Annotated in this window: 32 protein-coding genes and 1 riboswitch; of the genes, 2 read left to right on the top strand and 30 right to left on the bottom strand. The window is 37.1% G+C overall.

What is annotated here, in order from left to right:
- Positions 1-327: 327 nt before the first annotated feature.
- From ACFSCX_RS20060 to ACFSCX_RS20045, 4 genes are all read right to left on the bottom strand, one after another.
- Entirely contained in the window at positions 328-819 is a 492-nt protein-coding gene (locus ACFSCX_RS20060; RefSeq protein ID WP_377930033.1) for a YpuI family protein, read from the bottom strand.
- Between the two features lie 63 nt (positions 820-882).
- Positions 883-1,299, bottom strand: a complete 417-nt coding sequence (locus tag ACFSCX_RS20055) for a hypothetical protein (RefSeq protein ID WP_377930032.1) — start codon at positions 1,297-1,299, stop codon at positions 883-885.
- Positions 1,300-1,344: 45 nt separating this feature from the next.
- Positions 1,345-1,935 (bottom strand): SMC-Scp complex subunit ScpB, encoded by a 591-nt coding sequence (gene scpB, locus ACFSCX_RS20050; protein WP_377930031.1) that lies wholly within the window; start codon positions 1,933-1,935, stop codon positions 1,345-1,347.
- 20 nt (positions 1,936-1,955) lie between these two features.
- Entirely contained in the window at positions 1,956-2,708 is a 753-nt protein-coding gene (locus ACFSCX_RS20045) for a segregation/condensation protein A (RefSeq protein ID WP_377930040.1), read from the bottom strand.
- A 186-nt stretch (positions 2,709-2,894) separates the two neighbouring features.
- On the opposite strand from ACFSCX_RS20045, the gene ACFSCX_RS20040 reads away from it, so the two are divergent.
- A complete protein-coding gene (locus ACFSCX_RS20040) occupies positions 2,895-3,410 on the top strand; it encodes a DUF309 domain-containing protein (protein ID WP_377930030.1) in 516 nt (171 codons plus the stop codon).
- Positions 3,411-3,425: 15 nt separating this feature from the next.
- Here the strand turns inward: ACFSCX_RS20040 and ACFSCX_RS20035 are convergent, their stop codons facing one another.
- The 7 genes from ACFSCX_RS20035 to ACFSCX_RS20005 form a co-directional block, all read right to left on the bottom strand.
- The gene (locus ACFSCX_RS20035) at positions 3,426-3,785 is read right to left on the bottom strand and encodes a GNAT family N-acetyltransferase (protein WP_377930028.1); all 360 of its coding nucleotides are present in this window, start codon (positions 3,783-3,785) and stop codon (positions 3,426-3,428) included.
- Between the two features lie 132 nt (positions 3,786-3,917).
- Complete coding sequence (gene ribH, locus ACFSCX_RS20030; protein WP_377930027.1) at positions 3,918-4,385, bottom strand: 6,7-dimethyl-8-ribityllumazine synthase; 468 nt, start codon at positions 4,383-4,385, stop codon at positions 3,918-3,920.
- A gap of 92 nt (positions 4,386-4,477) precedes the next feature.
- Complete coding sequence (locus ACFSCX_RS20025; RefSeq protein ID WP_377930026.1) at positions 4,478-5,671, bottom strand: bifunctional 3,4-dihydroxy-2-butanone-4-phosphate synthase/GTP cyclohydrolase II; 1,194 nt, start codon at positions 5,669-5,671, stop codon at positions 4,478-4,480.
- A gap of 20 nt (positions 5,672-5,691) precedes the next feature.
- Entirely contained in the window at positions 5,692-6,342 is a 651-nt protein-coding gene (gene ribE, locus ACFSCX_RS20020; RefSeq protein WP_377930025.1) for a riboflavin synthase, read from the bottom strand.
- A gap of 14 nt (positions 6,343-6,356) precedes the next feature.
- Positions 6,357-7,442, bottom strand: a complete 1,086-nt coding sequence (gene ribD, locus ACFSCX_RS20015; RefSeq protein ID WP_377930024.1) for a bifunctional diaminohydroxyphosphoribosylaminopyrimidine deaminase/5-amino-6-(5-phosphoribosylamino)uracil reductase RibD — start codon at positions 7,440-7,442, stop codon at positions 6,357-6,359.
- Between the two features lie 327 nt (positions 7,443-7,769).
- Positions 7,770-7,921: riboswitch (FMN riboswitch) on the bottom strand.
- Positions 7,922-8,017: 96 nt separating this feature from the next.
- Positions 8,018-8,140, bottom strand: coding sequence for a hypothetical protein (locus ACFSCX_RS20010; protein WP_377930023.1), 123 nt, complete (start codon positions 8,138-8,140; stop codon positions 8,018-8,020).
- A 79-nt stretch (positions 8,141-8,219) separates the two neighbouring features.
- Entirely contained in the window at positions 8,220-8,657 is a 438-nt protein-coding gene (locus ACFSCX_RS20005) for a peptidylprolyl isomerase (RefSeq protein ID WP_377930022.1), read from the bottom strand.
- Between the two features lie 210 nt (positions 8,658-8,867).
- Between ACFSCX_RS20005 and ACFSCX_RS20000 the strand changes: the two genes are divergently transcribed.
- On the top strand, positions 8,868-9,734 hold the full coding sequence (locus ACFSCX_RS20000) for a DUF1002 domain-containing protein (RefSeq protein WP_377930021.1): 867 nt from the start codon (positions 8,868-8,870) through the stop codon (positions 9,732-9,734).
- Positions 9,735-9,949: 215 nt separating this feature from the next.
- Here ACFSCX_RS20000 and lysA read toward each other — a convergent pair whose 3' ends face one another.
- The 19 genes from lysA to fur form a co-directional block, all read right to left on the bottom strand.
- Positions 9,950-11,272, bottom strand: coding sequence for a diaminopimelate decarboxylase (gene lysA / locus ACFSCX_RS19995; protein WP_377930020.1), 1,323 nt, complete (start codon positions 11,270-11,272; stop codon positions 9,950-9,952).
- Positions 11,273-11,410: 138 nt separating this feature from the next.
- Positions 11,411-12,889 (bottom strand): spore germination protein, encoded by a 1,479-nt coding sequence (locus tag ACFSCX_RS19990; protein WP_377930019.1) that lies wholly within the window; start codon positions 12,887-12,889, stop codon positions 11,411-11,413.
- Positions 12,886-13,452, bottom strand: a complete 567-nt coding sequence (gene spoVAEA, locus ACFSCX_RS19985; protein ID WP_377930018.1) for a stage V sporulation protein SpoVABEA — start codon at positions 13,450-13,452, stop codon at positions 12,886-12,888. The genes ACFSCX_RS19990 and spoVAEA overlap by 4 nt, the downstream gene beginning before the upstream one ends.
- Before the next feature lie 5 nt (positions 13,453-13,457).
- The gene (gene spoVAE, locus ACFSCX_RS19980) at positions 13,458-13,808 is read right to left on the bottom strand and encodes a stage V sporulation protein AE (protein ID WP_377930017.1); all 351 of its coding nucleotides are present in this window, start codon (positions 13,806-13,808) and stop codon (positions 13,458-13,460) included.
- Positions 13,808-14,830 (bottom strand): stage V sporulation protein AD, encoded by a 1,023-nt coding sequence (gene spoVAD / locus ACFSCX_RS19975; protein ID WP_377930016.1) that lies wholly within the window; start codon positions 14,828-14,830, stop codon positions 13,808-13,810. The genes spoVAE and spoVAD overlap by 1 nt, the downstream gene beginning before the upstream one ends.
- A gap of 12 nt (positions 14,831-14,842) precedes the next feature.
- Positions 14,843-15,286: a stage V sporulation protein AC gene (spoVAC, locus tag ACFSCX_RS19970; RefSeq protein WP_377930039.1), complete on the bottom strand. Its 444-nt coding sequence runs from the start codon at positions 15,284-15,286 to the stop codon at positions 14,843-14,845.
- Between the two features lie 33 nt (positions 15,287-15,319).
- Positions 15,320-15,742 carry a stage V sporulation protein AB gene (locus tag ACFSCX_RS19965; protein WP_377930015.1) on the bottom strand — a complete coding sequence of 141 codons (423 nt, stop codon included), beginning with the start codon at positions 15,740-15,742 and terminating at the stop codon, positions 15,320-15,322.
- Entirely contained in the window at positions 15,732-16,352 is a 621-nt protein-coding gene (locus ACFSCX_RS19960) for a stage V sporulation protein AA (RefSeq protein WP_377930014.1), read from the bottom strand. Before ACFSCX_RS19960 ends, ACFSCX_RS19965 begins: the two co-directional genes overlap by 11 nt.
- 202 nt (positions 16,353-16,554) lie before the next feature.
- Positions 16,555-17,316, bottom strand: a complete 762-nt coding sequence (gene sigF, locus ACFSCX_RS19955; RefSeq protein WP_377930013.1) for an RNA polymerase sporulation sigma factor SigF — start codon at positions 17,314-17,316, stop codon at positions 16,555-16,557.
- A gap of 12 nt (positions 17,317-17,328) precedes the next feature.
- Entirely contained in the window at positions 17,329-17,769 is a 441-nt protein-coding gene (spoIIAB, locus tag ACFSCX_RS19950) for an anti-sigma F factor (RefSeq protein ID WP_377930012.1), read from the bottom strand.
- On the bottom strand, positions 17,769-18,119 hold the full coding sequence (gene spoIIAA, locus ACFSCX_RS19945) for an anti-sigma F factor antagonist (RefSeq protein WP_377930011.1): 351 nt from the start codon (positions 18,117-18,119) through the stop codon (positions 17,769-17,771). The genes spoIIAB and spoIIAA overlap by 1 nt, the downstream gene beginning before the upstream one ends.
- A gap of 109 nt (positions 18,120-18,228) precedes the next feature.
- Entirely contained in the window at positions 18,229-19,344 is a 1,116-nt protein-coding gene (locus ACFSCX_RS19940; RefSeq protein WP_377930038.1) for a D-alanyl-D-alanine carboxypeptidase family protein, read from the bottom strand.
- Between the two features lie 476 nt (positions 19,345-19,820).
- The gene (locus tag ACFSCX_RS19935) at positions 19,821-21,131 is read right to left on the bottom strand and encodes a pyrimidine-nucleoside phosphorylase (protein ID WP_377930010.1); all 1,311 of its coding nucleotides are present in this window, start codon (positions 21,129-21,131) and stop codon (positions 19,821-19,823) included.
- 44 nt (positions 21,132-21,175) lie between these two features.
- Positions 21,176-22,000 (bottom strand): purine-nucleoside phosphorylase, encoded by an 825-nt coding sequence (locus ACFSCX_RS19930; RefSeq protein WP_377930009.1) that lies wholly within the window; start codon positions 21,998-22,000, stop codon positions 21,176-21,178.
- Positions 22,000-22,827: a purine-nucleoside phosphorylase gene (locus tag ACFSCX_RS19925; protein WP_377930008.1), complete on the bottom strand. Its 828-nt coding sequence runs from the start codon at positions 22,825-22,827 to the stop codon at positions 22,000-22,002. The genes ACFSCX_RS19930 and ACFSCX_RS19925 overlap by 1 nt, the downstream gene beginning before the upstream one ends.
- A 12-nt stretch (positions 22,828-22,839) precedes the next feature.
- Positions 22,840-24,024 (bottom strand): phosphopentomutase, encoded by a 1,185-nt coding sequence (gene deoB, locus ACFSCX_RS19920; protein ID WP_377930007.1) that lies wholly within the window; start codon positions 24,022-24,024, stop codon positions 22,840-22,842.
- Between the two features lie 261 nt (positions 24,025-24,285).
- Complete coding sequence (gene xerD / locus ACFSCX_RS19915; RefSeq protein ID WP_377930006.1) at positions 24,286-25,173, bottom strand: site-specific tyrosine recombinase XerD; 888 nt, start codon at positions 25,171-25,173, stop codon at positions 24,286-24,288.
- A gap of 7 nt (positions 25,174-25,180) precedes the next feature.
- Complete coding sequence (locus tag ACFSCX_RS19910; protein ID WP_377930005.1) at positions 25,181-25,408, bottom strand: YqzK family protein; 228 nt, start codon at positions 25,406-25,408, stop codon at positions 25,181-25,183.
- Positions 25,409-25,519: 111 nt separating this feature from the next.
- Positions 25,520-25,978: a ferric iron uptake transcriptional regulator gene (gene fur / locus ACFSCX_RS19905; RefSeq protein WP_377930004.1), complete on the bottom strand. Its 459-nt coding sequence runs from the start codon at positions 25,976-25,978 to the stop codon at positions 25,520-25,522.
- Positions 25,979-26,016 lie beyond the last annotated feature (38 nt).

Below are 26,016 nucleotides of genomic sequence, written 5' to 3'. Positions count from 1 at the left end.
AGAGTAAAATAGTGGGGGCAATTTCCTCTTTATAAGAAAAAATGAAAAACTAAGATAAAAAGAGATATTTAAAGTAAGTGTCCTAAATAAGGGGGCCAACCCGGTTTGACGTGTGAAATGTTCATTAACAGGAGTTATTCGACATTTTAATGTGGTTTGACGTGTGAAATGTTCATTAACAGGAGTTATTCGACATTTTAATGTGGATTAACGTGTGAAATGTTCATTAACAGAGCTGGACATACTAAAAATATCTTTTGAGAAGGTTTTTCAACAAAAAAGGGATCCACCGGGATCCCTTTTGTCATGCAATTAAGCCTATTACACTTATGACTGTGCCATTTTTGTTCGATAATCAGTTTCATAATATTCAAGCTCTTCACGTACACCTTGAAATTTCCCTTCAAGCTTAGAGAAGAGCAGTTGAGTGGAGCTAGGAGCCTCTTCAGCAAATTTTATGGCATTCTTTCCTGTATATGCAGAACGACTGTTTTCATGCCAAACATCATTTTTAGGAGAAAAAAATTCTTCAATGCACTGATGGTAAATCTTATAAAGAGTCTTTTCAGCAGCAGGCTTGCGGAATGGTTCATTTCTAAGTACTACTTGGCAAGCGTCAAGTCCTTCCTCACAAAAAACAACGAGCCTTCTTAGTCCACTTAGAAGCAGCTTACAGTAATCTCCGTTCGTAGTACTATTTAATTCACTTTGAAGTGATGAAATGGTTGTATCATCAAGATAAGCTGATATTAATGTGACAGTGTCCTGTAAGAAGCTCTCTACTTGTTTTAGCTGATTTTGTACTATTGTATTCCCCATGTCAATATCCTCCCCTTCATCTGCGAGCCAATATGTATAATTCTATCTAGGTGAGTACTTCCTTTATGGTTGTTCAATCAGTAGTAATGGAGATGATAATTCATAACTCCCTTTACTTTTTAATTGCTGAAATAATTCCTTTACTTTTTCAAAGTTAACCTCTTTAAAATATTGTGAAAATTCCTTTTCAGTGTTAATATAAACTCGTTTTCTGTTTAAAAAACTAGGATTCTTTAATAAGCACACAAGCGCAACGATGTCTTTAAAATAAACCTCTTCCCCATTTACAGTAAAGATCGGATCTTCCGTAAATGGTGTGAATTGTGAATAAAGCTCATCAAAATATCTAACGTATAAGAGATGAAACGTTTTCTGTTCACCGTCTTCGATAAATGTCACTTCAGAACGATTAAAAAAATCTTCAGAGGTATTTGGTTGAGCCTTCTCAAGCTCATACCCTCTACATTCTATAATTTTCATACTCTCACCTTTCCATCTGTATTTTACCTTCATCTTATCATATGTTTAAGATATATCTTCAAATGCTTCTGCAAATTTTTCAAAAAATAAATCTGCTTCTTCCTGTACAAAATCTTCATCTGTACTCTCTGGAAGTTTAGGAAGCTCTTCAATTGATTTTAATCCAAAGTAATCAAGAAACTCTTTTGTCGTTCCATAAAGTATGGCTCTACCTGTACCTTCTACACGCCCAACCTCTTTTATTAATAACTTTGAAGCTAGCGTTTGGATAGGTCTTTCCGTTTTAACACCTCGAATTTCCTCAATTTCTGCACGAGTAATGGGTTGACGATAGGCAACGATTGCTAATGTCTCAAGTGCAGCTTGTGACAATGTAGAGCTTGAAGGTGTTTCCATTAGCTTTTGAAAAAAAGGAGCATGTTCCTTTTTCGTTGCTAGTTGGAATGTGCCAGCGAGCTCAAGAATCTGAAGTCCTCTTGTTTCTTCGTTATAATCCAGTTTCATTTGATCAATAATATCTGAAACTGTATCTTCATGCAATTCTAATATTGTTGATAGTTGCTTAAGGGTTAATCCTTCATCCCCAACCGCAAACAATATACCTTCGATAATCGCTTTCCAACTATGTATATTCATATGCTGCCTCTCCTTTCATTTTATTTCATGGAAAGAAATATGTCTGAAAAGTTATTTTCTTGCTCAATCACAATTGAATTTTGCTTCATTAATTCTAATAATGCTAAAAAAGTTACAACAATGTGTTGTTTATCCTCGTAAGGAAATAAATCCAAGAAATTTTTTCGTTCGTTAGGCTGAAGTAACGAAAGTTCATCTTTGATTTGACCCATTCTTGTTTCAATCGAGATTTCTTGCCTAGCAATTTTAGTTTGTAATGGTCTTTGTAGTTTTTTTCGTCGTAATAACTTTTGAAATGCACCTAACATATCATAAACGCTTACATCCACTACTTTTCTCTCTACTTCAAAAGCTCCCTGGTACTCACTTAAATCACTTGGGGCACGAGTAAACATTTGTCCTCGCTCTTCCTCAAGGCTTTTTAAATCTCGAGCAGCCTCTTTATATCGACGGTACTCAATTAATCTTCTCATTAACTCTTCTCTTGGATCTTCCCCCACCTCATATCCAAGTTCATCGTCTAATAGAACCTCTTCTTGCTTTGGTAGTAACATTTTACTTTTTATAGCTAAAAGCGTCGCAGCCATAACCAAATATTCACTTGCTACATCAAGCTGAAGTTCTTGCATGGCATACACATACAGAAGATACTGTTCCGTTAACTCCGCCATTGGAATATCGTATATATCAATTTCATATCGATTTATTAAGTGCAAAAGAAGGTCTAATGGTCCTTCAAATGCATCAAGCTTTACATTGTATTGCACAAACATCCCACCAAATCTAGTTCCATTCATACTTAAGTTATAATAAGTATATTCTATATTCAAATCGAGTCCAATAAGTTTTTTACAATCATTTCATTCCATATATTTCTTATGAATCTTGGAAAGACCTCAACTTATTGTTTGGTATGTTACTATTAAGTGGAATAAACAATACATGAAGGGAGCATTATTGTGTATCCTCAAGCTTTCATAGATTATTTAGTGCATTTTCACGGTGATCGAGATTATTTTGAATGCCATGAAGTATTAGAAGAATTTTGGAAAGAAAAAGAGCGTGGAGCACGTGATCAATTTTGGGTAGGATTTATACAGATTGCTGTTTCTTTCTATCACCACAGACGAGGAAATTTTCCTGGTGCCCAGCGAACCCTTGAAAAAGCAATTTCAATTTTGGAAGACGAACGAGTTCAAGTGCACTCTTTAGGAATCGATGACAGAAAGCTTCTATCTACTTTAAAAGAGCGTCTTAGTGACATAAAAGCCAGAAATCCGTATAAAAGCTTAAACATCCCGATTTCCGACCATGCATTAATGCAAGCATGCCTAAAAGAATGCTCATTAAGGGAAGTGATTTGGGGAAGTGATAGTGATTTAACAAACCAGTACTTACTTAATAAACACACTCTTAGAGACCGCTCAGATGTGATTATGGAGCGTGAAAGACAAAAAGAAAAAAAGAGAAAATAAAAACGAAGAAGGGGGCTACTCCCCTTCTTCTATACGGTGACATTTTTCTAAAAAAGCAGCTGTATGTTCTGTTGGTACAATGGTTTTATCGGGCATTACTTCTTTTAATGCTAGTACCATCTTCTTTCCAATTCCTTGGTGACGATGTGATGGATTCACACAAACATGCTGTATTTCTATATTATTATGATCATTACTTATAACACCAATTATCCCGATAATGTCCTCTTCTTTCCATAAAAACAGTTGCCAATTCTCATCAGTTTCATATTGTCGCATTGATTGTTGAAGCTTTTTCAAATCTTTTTCAGTTGGCATAAAAGAAAGAAGACCCATTGCTATTTTTTCAAAATTTTTCTTATATCGAATTAACATAGTAACCCCTCATTATCGAAATAACTTTCATGATTAATAATTATACAAAAACAACAAGCAAGTCATACATAGTAAGCTTTTCCCTTATGCTTCTAAAGGTTCATTATCTCCAAAGAACCGCTACTTAAAACATTATTCAAAGGAACGAGTTAAGTTTGCCATTTCAATTGCAGAAGCTGCTGCTTCCCAACCTTTATTTCCCGCCTTTGTACCTGCACGTTCGACAGCCTGTTCGATGGTATCTGTTGTTAATACACCAAAAATCACAGGTACTCCAGATTGCAGGCCAACTGCCGAAACTCCTTTTGCAGCTTCATTACAAACATAATCAAAATGAGGTGTTGAACCTCTAATAACTGTTCCTAACGTAATAACCGCATCATACTTTTTCGATTCTGCCATTTTTTTTGCAATAAGTGGTATCTCAAATGCACCAGGTACCCATGCAATGTCGACATCCTCTTCAGAGACACCATGCCTTCTAAGTGCATCTTGTGCACCACCTAGTAGCTTGCTTGTAATAAACTCATTGAATCGCCCAACTACAATTCCTACCTTTAGACCAGACCCGACTAAATGACCTTCAAATACTTTTCCCATATTATATGTGAACCCCTTCCATTAGGTTATGTCGATTTATGTATGTTGCTATCATACATAAACCCTTTTCTATTCGTAAAGTCGAAGAAATCTTAAAAATGGAGCATATGCCCTAGTTTTTGATGCTTTGTCTTCAAATAGCTTTCATTTTCTTTCTTCAACGGCAGTTGTAATGGTACTCTGTCTACTACTTCAAGACCATACCCATTTAACCCTGCAATTTTCCTTGGATTATTTGTTAATAATCTCATTTTTGTGATTCCAAGGTCTTTTAAGATTTGCGCTCCTATTCCATAATCTCGTAAATCAGGAGCAAATCCTAATTTTTCATTTGCTTCAACCGTATCATAGCCTTCTTCTTGAAGCTTATATGCTCGCATCTTATTTAGTAACCCTATACCTCTGCCCTCTTGGCGCATGTATAATAAAACGCCTTTGCCTTCTTTTTCAATTTGGGCAAGAGCAGCATGCAATTGAGGTCCGCAATCACAACGATAAGAGCCAAAAACATCACCCGTTAAACATTCAGAATGAACTCGAACTAGAACCGGTTCATCCTCGACAATTTCTCCTTTAACAATTGCGATGTGTTCTTGTTGATCTATCACATTAGAGTAACCAATTGCTCTAAACTCACCGAATTCTCCCGGAAGATTAATTTCTACTTCTCGGTTAATGAGTTTTTCTTTCTTTCGTCGATATGAGATTAAATCCTTTATTGTAATCATTTTCAGATCATGTTCATCAGCAATTTTTCGCAAATCAGGAACCCTCGCCATTGTTCCATCCTCATTAATGATTTCACAAATGACTCCAGCGGGTGCTGAACCACATAATTTTGCTAAATCAACAGCAGCCTCTGTATGGCCCGCACGCCTTAGTACTCCGCCGTCTTTTGCAATAAGAGGGAATATATGCCCAGGTCTTTTAAAATCACCCGCTTTTGCATCAGGATCAATAAGTCTTTGTATCGTTTCTGAACGTTCAAACGCGCTAATTCCAGTTGTTGTCGTTTTATAATCAACGCTTACAGTAAAAGCTGTCCCATGTGAATCTGTGTTATGGTTCACCATTGGTACAAGGTCTAATCTTTTTGCTGTCTCTTGGGATATTGGAGCACAAACTAAACCTCTGCCATGTTTAATCATAAAATTAATTACTTCTGGTGTGGTTCTATCTGCTAAGGAAACGAAATCCCCTTCATTTTCACGATCTTCATCGTCACAAACGATAACCACCTTCCCTTGCATTAGTTCATAGATTGCTTCTTCTATACGATCAAACATGTATAACACCCCTTTTGTATTTACAAATATCCATGCTCTTCTAAAAAACTTGCTGAAAGAGAGGATTGTTTACCTAGAGCTGATTTTTTATTCACAAACCGCTCAACATACTTCGCTAGCATGTCACATTCTAAATTAACGACATCTCCAACATCTTTTATTCCTAGGACGGTTTCTGAAAGAGTGTGTGGAATTAATGATATTGTAAACGTTTGATCAGTTACACCAAAAATCGTTAAGCTTGTTCCATCAACTGCTATAGAACCTTTAAGCATGATATACTGACTGATTAATTCAGATGTTTCGATTTCATAGTAGACCGCATTCGCGACTTTTGTCTTTTTCAAAATGGTTCCAAGTCCATCGACATGACCAGATACAAAATGGCCCCCAAACCTTCCATTTGCAGCCATAGCACGTTCAAGATTAACGTTAGAACCTTTCTTTAGCATTTTTAAAGAAGTAGCTCTAACCGTTTCAGGCATTACATCAACTGTGAATTGACTTTTTGAAAAAGACGTGACTGTCAAACAGACACCATTCACTGCAATACTATCGCCTAGCTTTACATCCTTTAAAATAGTCTGAGCTTTAATGGTCATCTCTATCGCTTCACCTTGCCCGACCATTCTATCAATCATTCCAATTTCTTCGATGATTCCAGTAAACAATTTTGGGTCCCCCTTTACCTAGGTATTGCTACGATTTTTATATCATTACCTAGTGTCTCTACTGATCTAAACTCAAGCTGTAATGCTTCACTCATCAATTCAAACCCTTCTCCACCAATAAACCCTGGGGCATGTTTCCCTCCAATAAGTTTAGGTGCAAGATACGCTATTACTTGATTAAAAGCATGCTCCTTTAGAAAACTTCCATTCACCTCAGAACCACCTTCAACTAGTAGAGAGGTGATGGACTCTTCACCTAGACGGTGTAACATTGTTTTAATGTTTATTCTCTCTTGATCTAACTGAAAGATTCTAATTCCCTTCTCAATAAAAGGGAGTTTTTGCTCCTCTGTTACAGAAGATCCCGTAAATATCCAAACATCACTAAGACCATCTGTTAGTAGTCTTGATTGTATAGGTGTTCGTAGTCGATGATCTAAGACGATGCGGATAGGGTGACGCCCACCTCCACCTGGGAGTCTCGTAGTCAAACTTGGATCATCCTGTATAACCGTATTAACCCCAACAAGAATGGCATCGTGAGTATGACGATAACGATGGACGTCTTCTCTTGCTTCTTCCCCTGTAATCCATTTACTATCGCCTGTAAAAGCCGCTGTCTTTCCATCAAGAGTTAGCGCAGTTTTTAAAGTTACATACGGCTTTTTATTTGTTATATAATAGAAAAATTCTTCATAAAGATCGTGTGCTTCGTATTGTAATACTCCTACATCTACCTGAATTCCAGCCTTTTGAAGAATCTCAATTCCCTTTCCAGACACAAGTGGATTTGGATCTGTGGTTGCAATAATAACCCGTTTAACCTTTTTCTCTACCAACAAATTGGCACAAGGAGGTGTCTTGCCATAGTGGCTACATGGCTCTAGAGTTACATAAACATCGGACCCTTCCGCTAGATTACCAGCCATTTGAATGGCATGAACTTCAGCATGTGCCTCTCCTGCCTTTAAATGGGCTCCTAATCCAACAATTCTATTATCTTTTACAACGACTGAACCAACTGGCGGATTAGGTCTAGTCTGACCTTTTACGCTTGATGCAAGAGATAGGGCAATACGCATGTATTCTATATCTGTCAAAGGAATCCCCCCATTATGAACAATATTTATCGTTATCCTACTCTATTTGAAAAACAACTAGCCTTATCGTAGGGCTACGCCCCTCAAACGAGAATTCTTTCTGAAACGTTAAAAGGAGAAATCCAATCGAGAGGGTGTTTAATCATTTCTTTCTTATATAAGCTTTTACATCCAATAGCAAATAAAAAAACCTTAAGAATGGATTCCTAAGGGTGATGTGAAGGTCACAATAAGGCTGATAAGCTTTTTCTGCATAGAAAATAACTATCCTCTTTCTAAAGTGGACAGACTCGCAGAATTTTTATCCTATTTTCCTTTTTGCGTCTTAACATCCTTCTCCCATCCAGACTATACTGTCGGCCCTGGAATTTCACCAGATCAACCTAATATGTAGTACAATAAAAGGCTCACGGGCTTAGAAAATGAACAACATTCTCCTCACCGCCGGTTGGGAATTTCACCCAGCCCCGAAGGATTTCGACTGAACTTATTAATTTTTCTCATTATAACACAATTAAAAGCATTCGTGTCTAGAAGTGGGTTTAGTGAATAAAATAAGGAGCCTAATAGGCTCCTTATTGGTTAGGGACACCTCTAGGTCCCACTTGTCTAATGTGATCATTCTCGCGATTAGCCTTCTTATTCACTAATGCTTTTTGATCCACTTCTTTGGAAGTTTTCTCGTTTCTTTTTGCCATATGAGACACTCCTTTTAGAGGATTCTCACATAGTTTATGCAATTTAATGGAATTTAATCGGTACCTATTGGTATACGTCTTATTCCTCGATTATTTTCACTTCTTTCATTTTGTCGCCTTGTCCAATATCATCCACGTATTCCATACCTTCTACTACTTTTCCAAATACGGTATGAACACCATTTAAGTGTGGTTGTTGCTCAAAAACGATGAAAAATTGTGAGCCACCTGTGTCCTTACCAGCATGAGCCATTGACAAGGATCCTCGTTCGTGTTTATGAGGATTTCCTTCTGTTTCACATTTAATCGTATAACCAGGCCCACCCGTCCCAGTACCATGTGGACAACCACCTTGTGCCACGAAACCAGGTATGACACGGTGGAAATTTAAGCCATTGTAAAAACCTTCTTTAATTAGTTTTTCAAAATTTTCAACTGTACCCGGTGCTTCATTTGGAAACAATTCAATTTTTACTTGTCCACCTTTTTCTAAATCAATAACTGCATATTTACTCATATGTACGTACTCCTTTCAATTCCTATGTATGTAAGCTATTCCTATTGATTATACGATAAAGAAAAATAAAATGGAAATCTAGTGATAGGAAAAGCAATAAATAGTAATACTCTTTAACTAAATTAGTATTTTTTTATTTCTTGTTTATATTCTTATCAATTAGGTGTATATAATTATTAGTAGGTTTTATTTTTGAAGGGAGATGTTTTCTTGAGAAGACGGTTTTTAGCTCTATTTGTATTGGTTACTTTGTTTGCCCTTCCTCTACATGCTCTAGCAGATGTTGTAGTGGGAGATAGCATCATCACACTAGGAGAAAACTTAACTGAAGAGCAAAAACAAGCGTTATTATCTGAAATGAATGCGCCTGAAGAGGCACAGATTGTAACGGTATCCAATACTGAAGAACATAAATATCTAGGAGAGTATATACCTAAAAGTCAAATAGGTACAAAAGCACTATCTTCATCAATTATTACCATTACAGATCCTGATTCTGGGTTAATTGTTGAGACAAATAATATAACATGGGTAACAGAAGCTATGTACACAAATGCTTTGATTACTGCCGGTGTAAAAGATGCTAAAATTTATATTACAGCCCCATTTCCTGTATCGGGTACAGCTGCTCTCACAGGTCTATTAAAAGCGTATGAGTTATCTTCTGAACAAGCTATTCCAGAAGACGTTAAGCAAATTGCCAATGAGGAAATGGTGAAAACAGCAGAGCTTGGTGATGTCATTGGAACGGAGGATGCAGCCGCATTAATGGCACTCATTAAAGAAAAGATGGCAGAGAATGCACCACAAACTGATGCTGAATTACGTGCCATTATTGAAGCAGCGGCAAAGGAATTAGGTATTACCCTCACAGAAGAACATATTTCGAGTCTACTTGCACTATTTAACAAAATGAAAGAACTAAATATCGATTGGAATCAAGTGGGGGAACAACTAAACATTGCAAAGGAAAAACTGACTACTTTTCTGCAATCTGAAGAAGGACAAAATTTTTTAACAAAACTTCAAGACTTTTTCGTTAGTCTCATTGATGCAATTAAAGCTTTGTTTAAATAATTTTGAACCAAGAACAAAAGGCGCATGCGCCAGGGTACCTAAGGCAGAGCAAATGTTTTGAAATGAGAAAAGGGCGCTTTTTCCCATTATTAACTTTAGGTTATTTGACCTCAGGCGGGCTGGGCGGTGAAGCCAGATTCAGATTTGCTTGCCAAATTATTCACAATAAAAACTTTTATCATTTCTTATACAACAAAAAAAGAGCCAATTGGCTCTTATTTTTGTTGTATTGTTTGTTTCATTGGTAGATCCAATTTAATGATATCTTCATAGGTTTCTCTTTTAACAACGAGATCAATATTCCCATTTTCAACAAATAATACAGGTGGACGTGGGATTCGATTATAGTTATTCGCCATTGAATATCCATAAGCTCCTGTACAGAAGACAGCTAGTATATCATCAGATGAGCTCTTTGGTAAAGGTAAATCCCAAATCAGCATATCACCCGATTCACAGCACTTACCTGCTATTGATACGACCTCATCCTTCGTATCATTAACTCTATTAGCTAATATAGCCTCATATTTAGCTTCATATAATGCGGGACGAATATTATCACTCATTCCCCCATCTACTGCAACATACTTTCTCACGTTAGGTATTTCTTTTCTAGAACCAATCGAATAGAGTGTTGTCCCTGCATCTCCAACTAACGATCTACCTGGTTCAATCCAGATTTCAGGAAGTTCAATCTTCATCTCGTCAACCTTTGACTTCACTACAGAAACAATTTCTTTCACGTAATCAGCTACTGGTATTGGATCATCTTCTGCCGTGTAGCGAATTCCAAATCCGCCTCCTAAGTTTAGTACCTTTGGAATATAGTTAAGCTCCTCTTTCCAAGTCTTTACTTTTTCTAGCAGTTTTTCAGCGGCCATGACAAATCCAGTCGTTTCAAAGATTTGTGATCCAATGTGTGAATGAATACCTAAAAGGCTTACATATTCAAACGTTTGAATAAGCTTTATTGCTTCATCTGCTTGTCCACTTTGCAAATCAAAGCCAAACTTTGAATCTTCCTGTCCTGTTAAAATGTAATCGTGAGTATGAGCTTCAATTCCTGGTGTCACTCGAATTAATATATTTGTCTTAATCTGAAGGTCCCGACATGTCTCTTCTAGTAAGGTTAATTCATAAAAGTTATCTACGACAAAACAACCGATTCCAGCTTTTAATGCCATTTCTATTTCATGTTGACTTTTATTGTTTCCATGAAAGTGAATTCGTTCCACAGGAAAACCCGCTGTTAATGCCGTGTACAATTCACCCCCAGAAACGACGTCTAAACTTAAGCCTTCCTCCTCAATAAGTTGGAACATGGCGATAGATGAGAACGCCTTACTTGCATATGCAACCTGTGCTTTCACCTGCAAGTCTTCGAATGTTTTACAAAATCCTCGTGCACGCTCTTTTATTAATGCAACGTCATACACATATAGTGGTGTCCCATATTGCTCTGCTAGCGCTACTGTATCTACTCCACCAATTTCTAGATGACCCTTTTCATTAACTGTACTTGTCCCATGAAAATACATGCTATATTCCCCTCATTCCGACATCATTTATTGTTTAAAAAAACAGTTAATAGCATAGGATGCTATTAACTGTTTTTACTTTTATTCTTTAATTTATTAAACAAAACTTTATCATATTGTCATCTTTCGTGCAATAGATTATGCAGGTTGACGCTTTTTGTTTTGTGGTTTTGCAATGCTTGGACGTAATGTTGAACCAGGTACAGATGACCTTACAAGAATCTTTAAAAATGCGACCGGGTCAAACGGTAAAAATGGCCATAAGTAAGGTGTGTCTAGCGAGCGGATACTTGCTAAAAATAGGATAAATAAAGTTGATCCTACAACTAATCCCGGCACATGGAATATGGCGACTAGAATTAGTAAAATTAGTCTTGATATTTTGTTGGCGATACTTAGTTCATAGCTTGGTGTTGCAAATGACCCAATAGCAGCTACAGCAACGTAAAGTATAACTTCTGGGACAAATAGCCCTACATCAATGGCAATTTGTCCAATTAATGCAGCTGCAATCAAACCCATAGCTGTTGCAAGTGGTGTTGGTGTATGAATGGCCGCCATCCTTAAGAACTCAATCCCTAGATCAGCTAAAAATAACTGCACGACAATCGGAATATTTTTCTTTTCACTTGGACCAATAAAGCTAAGATTCTCAGGTAATAATGATGGTTCTAAAACCATCAGAAACCATAATGGCAGTAAAAACACTGACGCTAATATTCCAATAAAACGAACCCATCTTACAAAGGTTCCAACGGCAGGAGCTTGTCTATATTCCTCTGCATGCTGGACATGATGAAAAAAAGTAGTAGGAGTAATGATGACACTTGGTGAAGTATCTACAATTATGATCACGTGACCTTCTAGCATATGTGAAGCTGCTACATCAGGTCTTTCCGTATACCTTACAAGAGGATATGGATTATAGCCTTGTTTCACAAGGAATTCCTCGATCGTTTTATCCGCCATTGTCAAACCATCTGTTTGAATCGATTCAATTTCCTTTTTAATAATCTTCACAAGGTTTGGATCTGCAACGTCCTGTAAATAAGCAATACAGACATCTGTTTTTGATCTTTCACCTACTTGGAGAATTTCGTGTCTAATTCTTTCATCTCGAATCCTTCTCCGAACTAATGCAGTATTAATGATAATATTTTCTGTAAATCCATCCCTAGAACCACGAATTACCTTTTCTGTATCAGGTTCTTGAGGATTCCTCCCTGGATAACTTCGAACATCGACAACTAAAGCTTTTGATTCACCCTCAACAAAAAAGATAATGAGTCCAGCCATTACTTTATCGACAACTTCATCTAAATTCTTAACAGTTTCCACAGATTGATGATTAACTCTGTTTTCAATAATTTCAAACGCATTGCCTTTAGCCTTTTCCCGTTCATTTAAATTGATTACTTCTCTTAAGATATTAATGATGAACTGGGTGTCACACATTCCATTTAAGTAAAGCATTTGTATATTGGTGTCTAATACTTTGAATTTTCGAATACCTAAATCGAAGCTAGTGCCTACACCTATTCTGTCTTTAAAAAACTGCTCATTTTCAGCTAACTTTGAAGATATTGGCCTATTAGAAGTTGTATTTTGTTCGGTCATTTTATTCCACTCCTTTCTAAAATGACTTCAACTGCTTTTAACGTGATTGGGCATCCTTTTGTGATATCATCCCTACCCGCCATCTTACCAATATCACCGATTCCAACAATGATGGGGACGTCTAGTTGGTCCAAACAATACACTGTATCACCATTTATTCTTCCAACTTCTAGTTCTTGTAGTCCACCTTTATCAATGCCAAACTCTGTCAATTCTCCGAATCGATCAATACAAACGTCAACCTTGGTCCATTCAATACTGTGAGAATTTGAAGCAACTGCAATTACACCTACTACTTCTATTTGCTCATGATTGGCAACATAAAGTAAGGCATGCTCCCCTGCCCCTTCACCTATATATCCACAATCATCAAATAATACAAATACAGGATCATATGGAGTTTGTATAATAAGGTTAACAAGTTGTTTGCCAGAAAGCAGAGTTGGGTTTCCTTGGGACTGTGAAATACATCTCCCACCAATTTTATTAGAAACATACTCAACTGCCCTAAGAGCATATTCATCTCCGTCTGTAACTAAAATAACCTTTCTCTTTCTCTCCATATCATTTATCCTTTCGGCTTAAAAATAATGGCAATGATAAACGCAAATAATATAGCTGACGATATTCCCGCAGAAGTTAATTCGAATATTCCCATACCTATCCCAAGAAACCCGTGTTGTTCCGATTTTTCCATTGCACCGTGTAAAAGTGAGTGGCCAAAGCTTATTATGGGTACAGTTGCCCCTGCCCCTGCAAATTCAATTAATTTGTCATATAATCCAAAACCATCCAAAATTGCCCCCGTTACGACAAAAATACTCATGACATGTGCCGGAGTAAATTTGAAAAAGTCGAGGAGCACTTGGCCAATTAGACAGATGAAGCCTCCTACAAGAAAGGCTACTAAATAATCCATCAAGAATCACCTACTTCGTTGTTGGATTCAAATACTACGCCATGGGCAATACAAGGTATGGTTTCTTTTTGCTTAATCATTGTTGGATTTAACAGAGCTCCTGTTGCTACAACTAATATCCGATAAAATTTCCGTTCAGCTAAGAGTTTAACTAAGTAGCTAAACGTTACAACCGCTGAACATGCACAACCACTTCCTCCTGCAAACACTCTTTGATCAGGTGAGTAAATCATTAATCCACAATCATTGTGCACACTCGAAATGTCAATATTTTCTTCCAGTAATAATTCTCTTAAAATGGGTGAACCAATGGATGAAAGATCACCAGTTACAATTAAATCATAGTCACTTGGTCTCCTATTTAAATCCTGTAAATGCTGGCTGATTGTTTGAGCTGCTGCTGGCGCCATAGCAGATCCCATGTCGAAAGGATTTTTTATTCCGTAGTCAACAACCTTGCCAATCGTTGCACTAGTGATCTTAATTGGACTTTTTTTCTTTCCTATTAGTATTGCTCCAGCACCTGTTACAGTAAATGTTGCAGTATCTGGTTTTTGTCCACCATATTCAGTTGGATTTCGAAATTGCTTCTCAGCAGTAGCATTATGACTGCTAGTGGCTGCTATTATTTGATTCGCAAAGCCACCATCAATGAGAGCAGCACCTACAGCTAATGTTTCCATTGATGTTGAACAAGCACCGAACATGCATAAAAACGGAATTTGCTGGCTCCTCGCTACATAATTAGCGGTTACATTCTGATTCAACAGGTCTCCAGCCAAAAAGAAATCTACTTCATGCTTCGTAATATTCGCCTTATGGAGACAGTATTCAATGGCTTGATTCATAAGATGACGTTCAGCTAACTCCCAACTATCTTGTTCACAATAAAGATCCGAATACGTATGGTCAAAATGTTCACTCAATGGACCAGCTGCCTCCTTCGGTCCAACTACAGTACCTGTAGATTGTACAAAAAGAGGTTGTTGAAATACCCACGATTGTTTTCCTACTAATTTCATGAATATTCCCCCTTATAAAAAGAGCATTTTATAAAAATATCTAATAACACCTACAACATACGCCGCTACTACACCAAATACAATCACACTACCTGCTAGTTTGAACATATTGGTTGCTACACCTAAGACAATCCCTTCACTTCTATGTTCTAATGCTGCACTTGTTAAAGAATTAGCAAATCCAGTCACTGGAACAGCAGAACCTGCACCTCCGAATTGACCAATTTTATCGTATACTCCAAATCCAGTTAATAATGAGGAGATTAGAATTAGTGTAGCAATGGTTGGATTTCCAGCTGTTTTCTCAGTAAAGCCAAAATAGGTAATGAAAAAATTTTGAATCCCTTGACCAATTAGACAAATAAAGCCTCCCACTAGGAAAGCCTTTATTCCATTTGAAATGTAAGGAACTTTTGGTTGAAAGCTTTTTATGTGATGATGATAGTCCTTTTTCATTTTTGAATGTTCTTTCATATTGAACATCTCCTTCTAAAGGTCAACAAAGTATATCCAATGAAATAATGAACCAACTATTTTCCCTAACACAATTGCCATTAGTAAAATGACAATTTTATCAAAGATGCCAATTCTTTTAGCAAGGATTGGAAGCACATTCAATACCTCGGTGAGTGCGGCTGCTAGCATTCCTACAAATATTCCAGCAAAGGTTCCAAGTATGATAAGAACAAATGGGGTCATCCCAAATGAAATATCACGGAGACTGACAATTCCACCAGATATTGCACCGAACACAATCCCCCATTCATACGCTTGAATGAATTTAGTGGTTTTTGTTAATTGTGTTAACCGAGGAATTACACCTAGAACTGATAAAAATGCTACAAATCCAGCACCGACTGCAATACCACCAGCTAGACCCACAAAAAGAACAATCAAAACTTTAATGATCATGTATTTTTTTCGTACTTTCTTTGTTTTCATTCATCATGACATAACGGTCTAAATCCTGCTGGTAGTTAAACATCTCTACTTCGAGTGGACTTGGCTCTTCATTAATTCTCTTTCTGAATAAATGATTAAAAAACAACACCATTCCAAGTCCTAAACCAATGGAATATGGTATTTGAAACATAAGCGGCTTCTCCTTTTCTTCACCGGTGATAATGTAATAAATACGTTGGTGAACCTCTCTCATACTTACATCTTCATGAAAATTCATGATAGCTAGAGCAGCACCGATAAATAATAAGAGCCATACGCCTACAAAGTAAACCGCCGAAAAACTCCTCTTTTTATACATTATTTCAACGATGGTTTGAGAAGAGCCAATTGTTTGGACTTCTACATTCGGAAGAACACTTTGTAGTTTATCAATCACCTTCATGACATCGATCACAACTATATTTTTATCACTCATATTTACGTGATAAATGATCGTGTTACATACTTCTTCCTTCAAAGATTCCTTACCAATAATTTGTGCGAGATCCCCGATTGTAACCGTGTGATTGGGTTGTACTTCAATTTTGTGCCTCATTCGAATTGTAATGATTTCATCCATCGGTATCACATCCTACTCGGGCAATTTCCTTGTAACATGTAGTATGGTTGTTTAAGGTATCTGAAATACTTTCTATCCATGACCACCATTAATTACCATGACCAAAGAGCAAAAGGCGCAGGAGCCGGATTTAGCCGTAAAATTGTTTAAACTAAACACCAGATACTCTTCTTTTTTAACCTATAAAAAAAGATCAAATAGGCTAAACACCCATTCGATCTTTCATTTGTTGTAGTATTTTCTTTTCTAATCTTGAGACCTGTACCTGTGAGATACCTAGCCGGAGAGCAACCTCAGACTGTGTTTGGTCTTTATAGTATCTTAGAAAAACAATCAATCTTTCTCGTTCATCCAAATCTCTGATCGCTTCTTGTAAGGCAATTTTATCAAACCAACCTGTTTCAGTATCGTCAGCGATTTGGTCAAGCAATGTGATGGGATCCCCATCATTCTCATACACTGTTTCATGGATGGAAGAAGGAGCTCTACTAGCTTCCTGAGCTAGTACCACATCCTCTGGCGTAATCTCTAATCGCTCCGCAATCTCATGAATAGTGGGAACCCTGCCAAGTATTTTAGAAAGTTCATCTTTTGCCTTACGAATTTTATTACCCGTTTCTTTTAATGACCTGCTCACCTTGACCGTACCATCATCTCGTATAAACCGTTGAATTTCTCCAATAATCATCGGAACAGCATAGGTTGAAAATTTTACATCATAGGATAAATCAAACTTATCGACCGATTTCAAAAGACCTATACTTCCTATTTGAAACAAATCATCCGGCTCATAGCCCCTGTTTAAAAAACGCTGAACGACAGACCATACGAGCCTCATATTTTTTTGTATGATTAAATCTCTAGCAGCTTGCTCACCATTTTGACTTCTTTTTATTAATTCTTTAACCTCATGATCTTTTAAGTACGTTTCATTTTGTGAGTTTTTTTTGACCTCCACATCCATACACATTCTCCCTTAATTACAAAGCGCTTTGCTTTTCGTTAAATGCTTTGTTAGGCGGATGGTAGTACCCTGCGTTTCATGAGATTCGACTTCAAAATGGTCCATAAAATTTTCCATTATCGTAAAGCCCATTCCAGAACGTTCCAGTTCAGGTTTTGTTGTAAACAATGGCTGTCGGGCCTCTTCAATATCAAGTATGCCAATTCCTTCATCTCGAATCGTTAAGTGTACAGTTCCATCCTCTAACGTAACGGAAATATAGACAATGCCCTCTGGATTATTTTCATAACCATGGATTATTGCGTTTGTAACAGCCTCAGAAACGACCGTTTTTATTTCTGTTAATTCGTCCATCGTTGGATCTAATTGAGTAATAAATGCAGCTACTGTAACACGTGCAAAGGATTCATTTTGACTGAGTGCAGAAAATTGAAGGTGCATTTCGTTTTTCATTACGCCACCCCCAATGTTTCAAGTGCAAAACTTTCACTTTTTTCTAAGCGAATAATTTTGAACAACCCTGACATATCGAACAATCTCTTGACAGCTGGGGAGATTGAACATACAACCATTTCTCCACCATTATTTTTAATTTGCTTATAACGTCCTAAAATGACCCCTAAGCCTGAGCTATCCATGAATGATAAATGCTCAAGATTTAAAATAATATGATTGATAGAATTCTTTTCTAAATAATCAGTAACCTGTGATCGTAAATCCTCTGCAGTATGATGATCTAATTCACCTGCAAGACGGATGCAAAGCACATTGTGTTTTACCTCTAAGTCAATGGAAAGACTCACTATGTATTCCTCCTTGTTTCTAAGTCTAGTGAGTCATTTCGATATTTCTATTTTGAATTCCTTCAAGGTGACAAAACTAGTGGTAATTCGTTATTATTAGTCAATTTTCTTATGAGGCTTTCGTAAAGGATCCGAATGTTCTTTTGAACAATTGCCACCAGCTTGCGATTTGAACATCTTCTGCTGAAACTAGTGGACTTTCAACAATGACTTTATCATTCTTTTTTAGGATAAGTTTTCCAAGTTCATCCCCTTTTTGAACAGGTGCTTTAACATTTTCGTTTAATTTAACTTCCTGAGTTACATCATCAATGGATTCACCCTTTTTTGTTAGCACAGAAATGGATTCAGAAGTTGCTACATTTACTTGTCTAAGATTTCCTTTACCAACTTTCACCTTCGCAACAACTGCGTTTCTCTCTAACATAGGATGAGTCTTGTATTGACTAAATGCATAATCGAGCATTTTCGTAATTTGAGCATTTCGTTCTTTCGGTGTTGGGGCACCCATTACAACCGCAATTACACGCATATTATCCTTTTTCGCTGTTGCAGTTAAGCAATACTTCGCTTCACTTGTGTAGCCTGTTTTTAATCCATCAACACCTTGATAAAACTTCACAAGCCTATTTGTATTGACAAGCCAGAATTTTTTATCTGTGTCCTGTCTTAAGTAATCTTCATACATACTCGTATATTTTGTAATTAAATCATATTTCAGCAATTCTTTTGCCATGACAGCCATATCATAGGCTGTGCTGTAATGATTTTCAGCAGGAAGTCCGGTTGGATTGACGAAGTTTGTATTTTTTAAACCGAGTTCTTTTGCTTTTTCATTCATTTTTTGTACAAATGCTTCTTCAGAGCCTGCAATTCTTTCAGCCATTGCGACTGATGCATCATTTCCGGATGCAATTGCAATTCCCTTCAACATTTCTTCAACAGTCATTTCCTCTCCAGGCTCAAGAAAGATTTGTGAGCCTCCCATTGACGCTGCATATTCACTTGTTCTAACTTTTTCGTTTAAGGTCAAGCTTCCATTATCAATGGCTTCCATAATTAAAACCATAGTCATGATCTTTGTCATACTGGCCGGTGGAAGCTTTTCATGACTATTTTTGTCATATAGCACTGTTCCAGTATCACGTTCCATTAAAACAGCAGATTTTGCATTTTCAGCTAAATTAACTTGTGTTTCTTCACCGTAAGCAAACGCAGGAAACATCAATGAAAACGCTAATGTCATATATACTATCCGTAGTAAAACATGTTTTATCATACAGAACCCCTCCATTCTTTATAGAAGACATTTTTACCAATGGCGGGAATTTTATACAATTTGGTAAGATAAATTAATAAATGGAGCCATCTTTTTTAGATGTGAAGGTTGCAATGCTTAATTGTTCCAAGTAAGGGGCTTCACTGAGGACCATTTGGCCTGTTTACTGAAGAGTAATCTCCCAATCTGACGGCTTATGTTTACAAGTATTGTTTACTGGCCAAAGAATTGATTAAGTTACAATCGCCAATTTACCAAAATACCAATCCATTTTAAAATTACAAGCCGATTTTGGTTATTTATCAACCGATTTTGGACTTTTTACCGGTCAATTTAGTGGCGCATATTTACTTGTTAACTGTCAACATTTGTTAAGTACCCCGCCGAGTGGACAAAAAAAAACCGAGGAGCGTAGCCCTCGGTTAAGTTGTAGCAGTGATTGTATCGTATATTAATATGGGTGATTTAACTTTATTACTCTCAATTTGAATGGCACTATAGATTTTTTCTTTAATTTGTTCAACGTCTTCTTGATTACTATGAATAGTAACTAATGAATCACCTTTTTTCACTGAATCTCCAATTTTTTTATTTAATACAAGACCGACAGCCAAATCAATGGTAGATTCTTTTGTTGCACGCCCAGCCCCTAGAATCATGGCAGCTGTTCCAATACTGTCAGCAACGATACTTGATACATAACCATCTTCTTTAGCAGGTAACTCTATTTTGTACTGGGCTTGTGGAAGTTTTGATGGATCGTCAACGACTGAATCATCTCCGCCTTGTGCTCGAAGAAATGTCTTAAATGTCTCTAGAGCATTTCCATTTCGAATTACTTCTTCTAACATATTTCTTGCTGCTTCAAGGGTGTCTGCTTTGTTTGCGAGATACACCATGTAGCTGCCTAATGTTAAACAAAGTTCTTCTAAATCCTTAGGACCTTCTCCCTTTAAAGTATCGATTGCTTCTTTTACCTCTAAAGCGTTTCCTATAGCAAATCCTAATGGCTGGCTCATATCTGAAATAACAGCCATTGTTTTGCGGTTAACATTGTTGCCAATGTCAACCATCGCTTGTGCTAACTCTTTCGCTTCATCCAAATTTTTCATAAATGCTCCAGCCCCAGTTTTAACATCAAGGACAATAGCATCTGCGCCAGCTGCAATTTTTTTACTCATAATCGAGCTAGCAATAAGTGGAATAGTATTAACAGTTGCTGTGACGTCTCTAAGTGCATACAGCTTTTTATCAGCTGGCGTCAAATTCCCGCTTTGACCAATTACAGCTATTTTATTTTGATTGACCAGTTTGACAAATTCTTCATTTGTAATTTCCACAGTAAACCCAGGGACCGCCTCTAATTTATCAATTGTACCACCTGTATGACCAAGACCTCTACCTGACATCTTAGCAACCGGTACACCTACAGATGCAACAAGTGGACCTAATACGAGTGTCGTTGTGTCTCCGACTCCTCCCGTGCTATGTTTGTCAACTTTAATTCCAAAAATATTAGACAAATCAATTTTTTCACCAGACTCAACCATTGCCATTGTTAAATCAGCTCGCTCTTGATCGCTCATATCTTTGAAATAAACAGCCATAGCAAATGCACTCATTTGATAATCTGGAATAATTCCATCTGTGTATCCGTTAATTATAAAATTAATTTCGTCAGCTGATAATGTTTGCCCATCGCGCTTTCTTTGAATTAGATCTACCATTCTCATATAGTGACCACCTTTAACTTCTAACAGTGTATAAAAATTCTTTATTATTTAGCAGAAGCAAGAAACTCTTTGACAAGCTGGATAAACTTTGGCTTCGTTCTATTTGCTACTTCCACAACTTGCTCGTGTGTTAATGGCTCAAGCTCTTCACCAATGGCCATATCTGTAATACAAGATATTCCTAATACTTTAAGACCCATATGGCTTGCGACAATGACTTCAGGTACCGTGGACATACCGATTGTATCAGCACCTAAATTGCGAAGCATAATTAACTCGGCCGGTGTCATATAAGTTGGCCCTGTAATACCGGCATATACGCCTTGCTGAACCTTGATATTTAATCGAGCTGCTACTTCTTTTACTGTTTGAATATAAGAAGGAGTATACGCCCGACTCATATCCGGGAAGCGTGGACCAAACTCACTTTCATTCGGACCAATTAAAGGATTATTCCCCGTCATATTTAGATGGTCTTCAATAATCATTAAATCTCCTGGTTCAAAGTTCTTATTCATTCCACCACAAGCATTTGTCACAACAATTGAATGAACACCTAGTCCCTTCATCACTCTAACTGGGAAGGTTACTTCTTGCATGGAGTAACCTTCGTAAAAATGAAAGCGACCTTGCATCGCTACAACAGTTTTTCCTTGTAAGGTTCCAATTACTAGCATACCTGCATGTCCTTCTACTGTTGAGACAGGGAAATTAGGAATGTGACTATAATCAATTTTCACAGCATCTTCAATTTCGTTCGCTAATTCTCCAAGACCTGAACCTAGGATTAGACCAAACTCGGGTTTAACATTCACTTTTCCTTCAATGTATGATACCGCTTCTTTCATTTTCGCTAAAATGTGTTCCATTACATTGCCCCCCCGATTTCTTTAACCGTCTCTTTTACTAAAGCTAAAAAGCTTGCTTTTGCTTGTTCTGTTGTTTCCATAACTTCATCATGTGTTAATGGTTGGTCTAATATCCCGGCTGCCATATTAGAAATACATGATATGCCTAACACTTTCATACCAGAGTGCCTCGCAACGATAACCTCTGGGACAGTTGACATCCCTACAGCGTCTGCCCCAAGTTTTCGAATCATTCTAATTTCGGCAGGTGTTTCATACGATGGACCGGTGTTTCCTAAATACACACCTTCTTGTACCTTTATACCTAACCTTGCTGCAACATCTTTTACTAGCTTTCTCAATTCATGTGTATACGCTGATGACATATCTGGAAAACGAACACCTAGCTCGGAATCATTTGGACCAATAAGAGGATTTACGCTCATATTATTAATATGATCCGTAATAATCATTAAATCACCTGGTTCAAATTCTGTATTTACTCCACCGGCTGCATTCGTAACGATAATGGTTTCAACACCTAATTCTTTCATTACCCTGACTGGAAATGTTACTTTATGTAAGCTGTAGCCTTCATAAAAATGAAAGCGACCCTGCATGGCCACAACTGGTATACCATTTAAGTTACCGATTACTAATTGTCCTGCATGTCCTTCAACTGTAGAAACTGGAAATTCTGGGACTTCATGATAGGGAATCTTTACTGGGTTTTCTATCTCGTCTGCCAAAACCCCTAAACCAGATCCTAATATTAAGCCAACTTTGGGTGTGTCTGAAAGCTTCTCTTTAATATAAGTTACAGCTTTAGATATACTAGCTTTATTCATTGACTGTCCTCCTTATTTAAGTTCTGCTAGGAAACTTGTTCCGTGTTTTGGTAATGGGATGTTAAAATTTTCTGCAATGGTTGCTCCAACATCTGCGAATGTAGAACGAACCTTTATTTCTTTACCGATGGAAAATGAAGGACTGTACACTAATAAAGGTACATATTCTCTTGTATGATCAGTCCCATGATGAGTAGGGTCATTTCCGTGATCAGCAGTGATGATTAACAAATCGTCTTGATTTAGCTTATCCATCACCTCTGGCATGCGTTGGTCGAACTCTTCAAGAGCATCTCCATAGCCATTAGGGTCACGGCGGTGTCCATAAACTGCATCAAAATCAACTAAATTTAGAAAGCTTAGGCCTGTAAAGTTCATGTCCAAAGATTCTAACAGCTTATCCATTCCATCCATATTGGATTTTGTACGTAAGGCTTTTGTTACACCTTCCCCATCATAAATATCTGAGATTTTACCAATTGCAATTACGTCAAGTTTGTGATCCTGCATTTCATTCATGACTGTTCGACCAAATGGCTTCAAGGCGTAATCATGACGATTCGATGTTCTTTGAAAGTTACCAGGCTCTCCAACAAACGGACGAGCAATTACACGTCCGACCATATACTTTTCATCCAGTGTTAACTCCCGAGCGATCTTGCAAATCTCATATTGTTCCTTGATGGGAATGATCTTTTCGTGGGCTGCTATTTGCAGAACAGAGTCAGCTGACGTATACACGATGAGATCCCCTGACTCCATATGCTGTTTACCTAGTTCATCAAGTATTTCTGTACCAGATGCTGGTTTATTTCCGATTACTTTCCTTCCGGTTCTTTCTTCTAAGTCATGTATGAGCCCATCTGGAAAACCATCTGGAAATGTTTTAAATGGTGTTTCAATATGTAAGCCCATAAGCTCCCAATGACCTGTCATCGTATCCTTACCGTTAGAAGCCTCTTTCATTTTTGTGAAAAATGCCAATGGTTGTTCCTGCACCGGAATCCCCTCTATTTCACGTATATTGCTCAATCCTAATTTTGCCATATTGGGCATATGTAAGCCATTCCGATACTGAGCTATATGTCCTAACGTATCAGCTCCAACATCATTAAATTCCAGTGCGTCTGGAGCCTCTCCAATGCCGACAGAGTCCATTACAATAAGAAAAATTCGTCTAAATGGATAGTTGTTCATTTTACAAACCTCCTTTATTTCCCTCTATGTATTTATTCCCCATTCCAATACATTTAACAGAACTTCTCTATATATTTACTCCCATAGATATCATTATTTAAACATTTGAAATTCTAATAGTAAGGGTCCAAGAATTAAGAAAAAATACATTTAATTAGTCAGATGTCAGACAACTAAAGTATAGCTTTCTTATTTCATTCTTTCAATCATTATCTAATCAAAAGTCCTATATAAAAAAGCTAGAGAATGTATAGCTCTTTTCTACGCTCTCGGATGAAAAGAATTATATACATCTTTTAATCTAGCTTTTGTAACTTGTGCATATATTTGTGTTGTAGAAATATCTGAGTGGCCTAACATCTCTTGAACTGCCCGAAGATCCGCTCCATTTTCAATCAAGTGGGTCGCAAACGAATGCCTTAATGTATGTGGAGTTAAATCTTTTTGGATTTTTGCTTCTTGAGATAGACGTTTCAGGATTTTCCAAAACCCTTGTCTTGTCAGTCTATTTCCATGATGATTAAGAAATAATGCTTCTGTAGATTTCTTTCCGATCAGCTCCACTCTACTATTCTCTAGGTAACGTTCTATTGCTAAAGTTGCCTTTTTTCCAATAGGTATGATTCTCTCTTTCCCTTTTCCATAGCATCTTAAAAACCCCATTGTTAGGTGTATGTCGTTTACATTTAAGGATACAAGTTCGGACACACGTATACCTGTTGCATACAGCACCTCAATCATAGCCTTATCACGAGCACCATAAACGTTATCTTGTTTTGGCGAATCTAATAATAATTCGACCTCCTGCAAGGAAAGAATATTTGGAAGCTTTTTCTCCGATTGAGGAGTTTCTATGTGAACAGAGGGGTCATGTGTCACCTTATGACTTCTCAATATGAATTGATGGAACGAACGAATAGATGCTATGTTTCTAGCTAGGGTTTGTGTGGAAAGTCCATTTACTTTACCATGTTTTAAAAAGTTCACAATATGCACTTTTGTTACATCATCGAATGTTCCTAACTGTTCAACTTCCTTTATATATTTTATATATTTCTTTATATCTCTTTCATATGAAAGTATCGTATTTTTCGCTAGCCCTCTATCTTCTATAAGATACTGTAAAAAATCATGTAGCTGCTCTTCCAACTTGGCTCTACTCCCCAATGTGATAAAATAATTTCAACCGATCCATAAAACTTGGTTTCGATTCTGTAACCATCGCCGCAACTTTTACTGATTGGCCCTCAGGCTCATCATAACGGTGATAGCTTTGATATTCTTGATTGATCCACATAAGTCCATAATAAAATAAAATTGTACATCCCGTAAACAAGATAAATACTTTAATCGTATTAAACACGAGTTGTAACCATGTTTTCACAGGAAATAGCCCCCTAAATGATAAAATCAGTCCTCTATAATAGAAGGTATGCCAGTTCGGACAAACTTTATACTTGAAAAAGAAAAAAACCTCTCCAAGTATGAAAGGTTTTTACTCTTCTATTTCCTGCACTTTGTCATGACATCTATGACAAATACCATGGAAAGTTAATCGATGGTCTTTAATTATAAAATTCCAGTTTTTCTCAACTATTTGTTCAACATCTTCAAGTAAATCTTCTTGGATTTCATCAACGGCTCCACACTCCATACATACTAAGTGATGATGGAAATGCGCAGCTCCTTCTTGTCTAAGGTCGTATCTTGATACTCCATCACCAAAATTAATCTTATCAACTACCTTGAGTTCAGTTAAAAGTTCAAGTGTACGATAAACAGTTGCAAGGCCAATCTCCGGAGACTTTTCCTTAACGAGGAGGTAAACATCTTCAGCACTTAAATGGTCTGCTTCGTGTTCAAGTAGCACCCTCACAGTAGCCTCACGTTGCGGTGTCAGTTTATAGCTAGAAGAATGCAAGTGTTTTTTTATCCGGTCAATGCGATTTTCCATATTTATTCCCTCCCACGCCATTCAATAATTAATTATAG

Origin of the sequence: Bacillus salitolerans, assembly GCF_042680805.1 — a bacterium.
GTDB classification, from domain to species: domain Bacteria; phylum Bacillota; class Bacilli; order Bacillales; family SA4; genus Bacillus_CJ; species Bacillus_CJ salitolerans.
The sequence above is the reverse complement of the archived record's forward strand: the minus strand, read 5'-3'. Positions and strand labels throughout refer to the sequence as shown.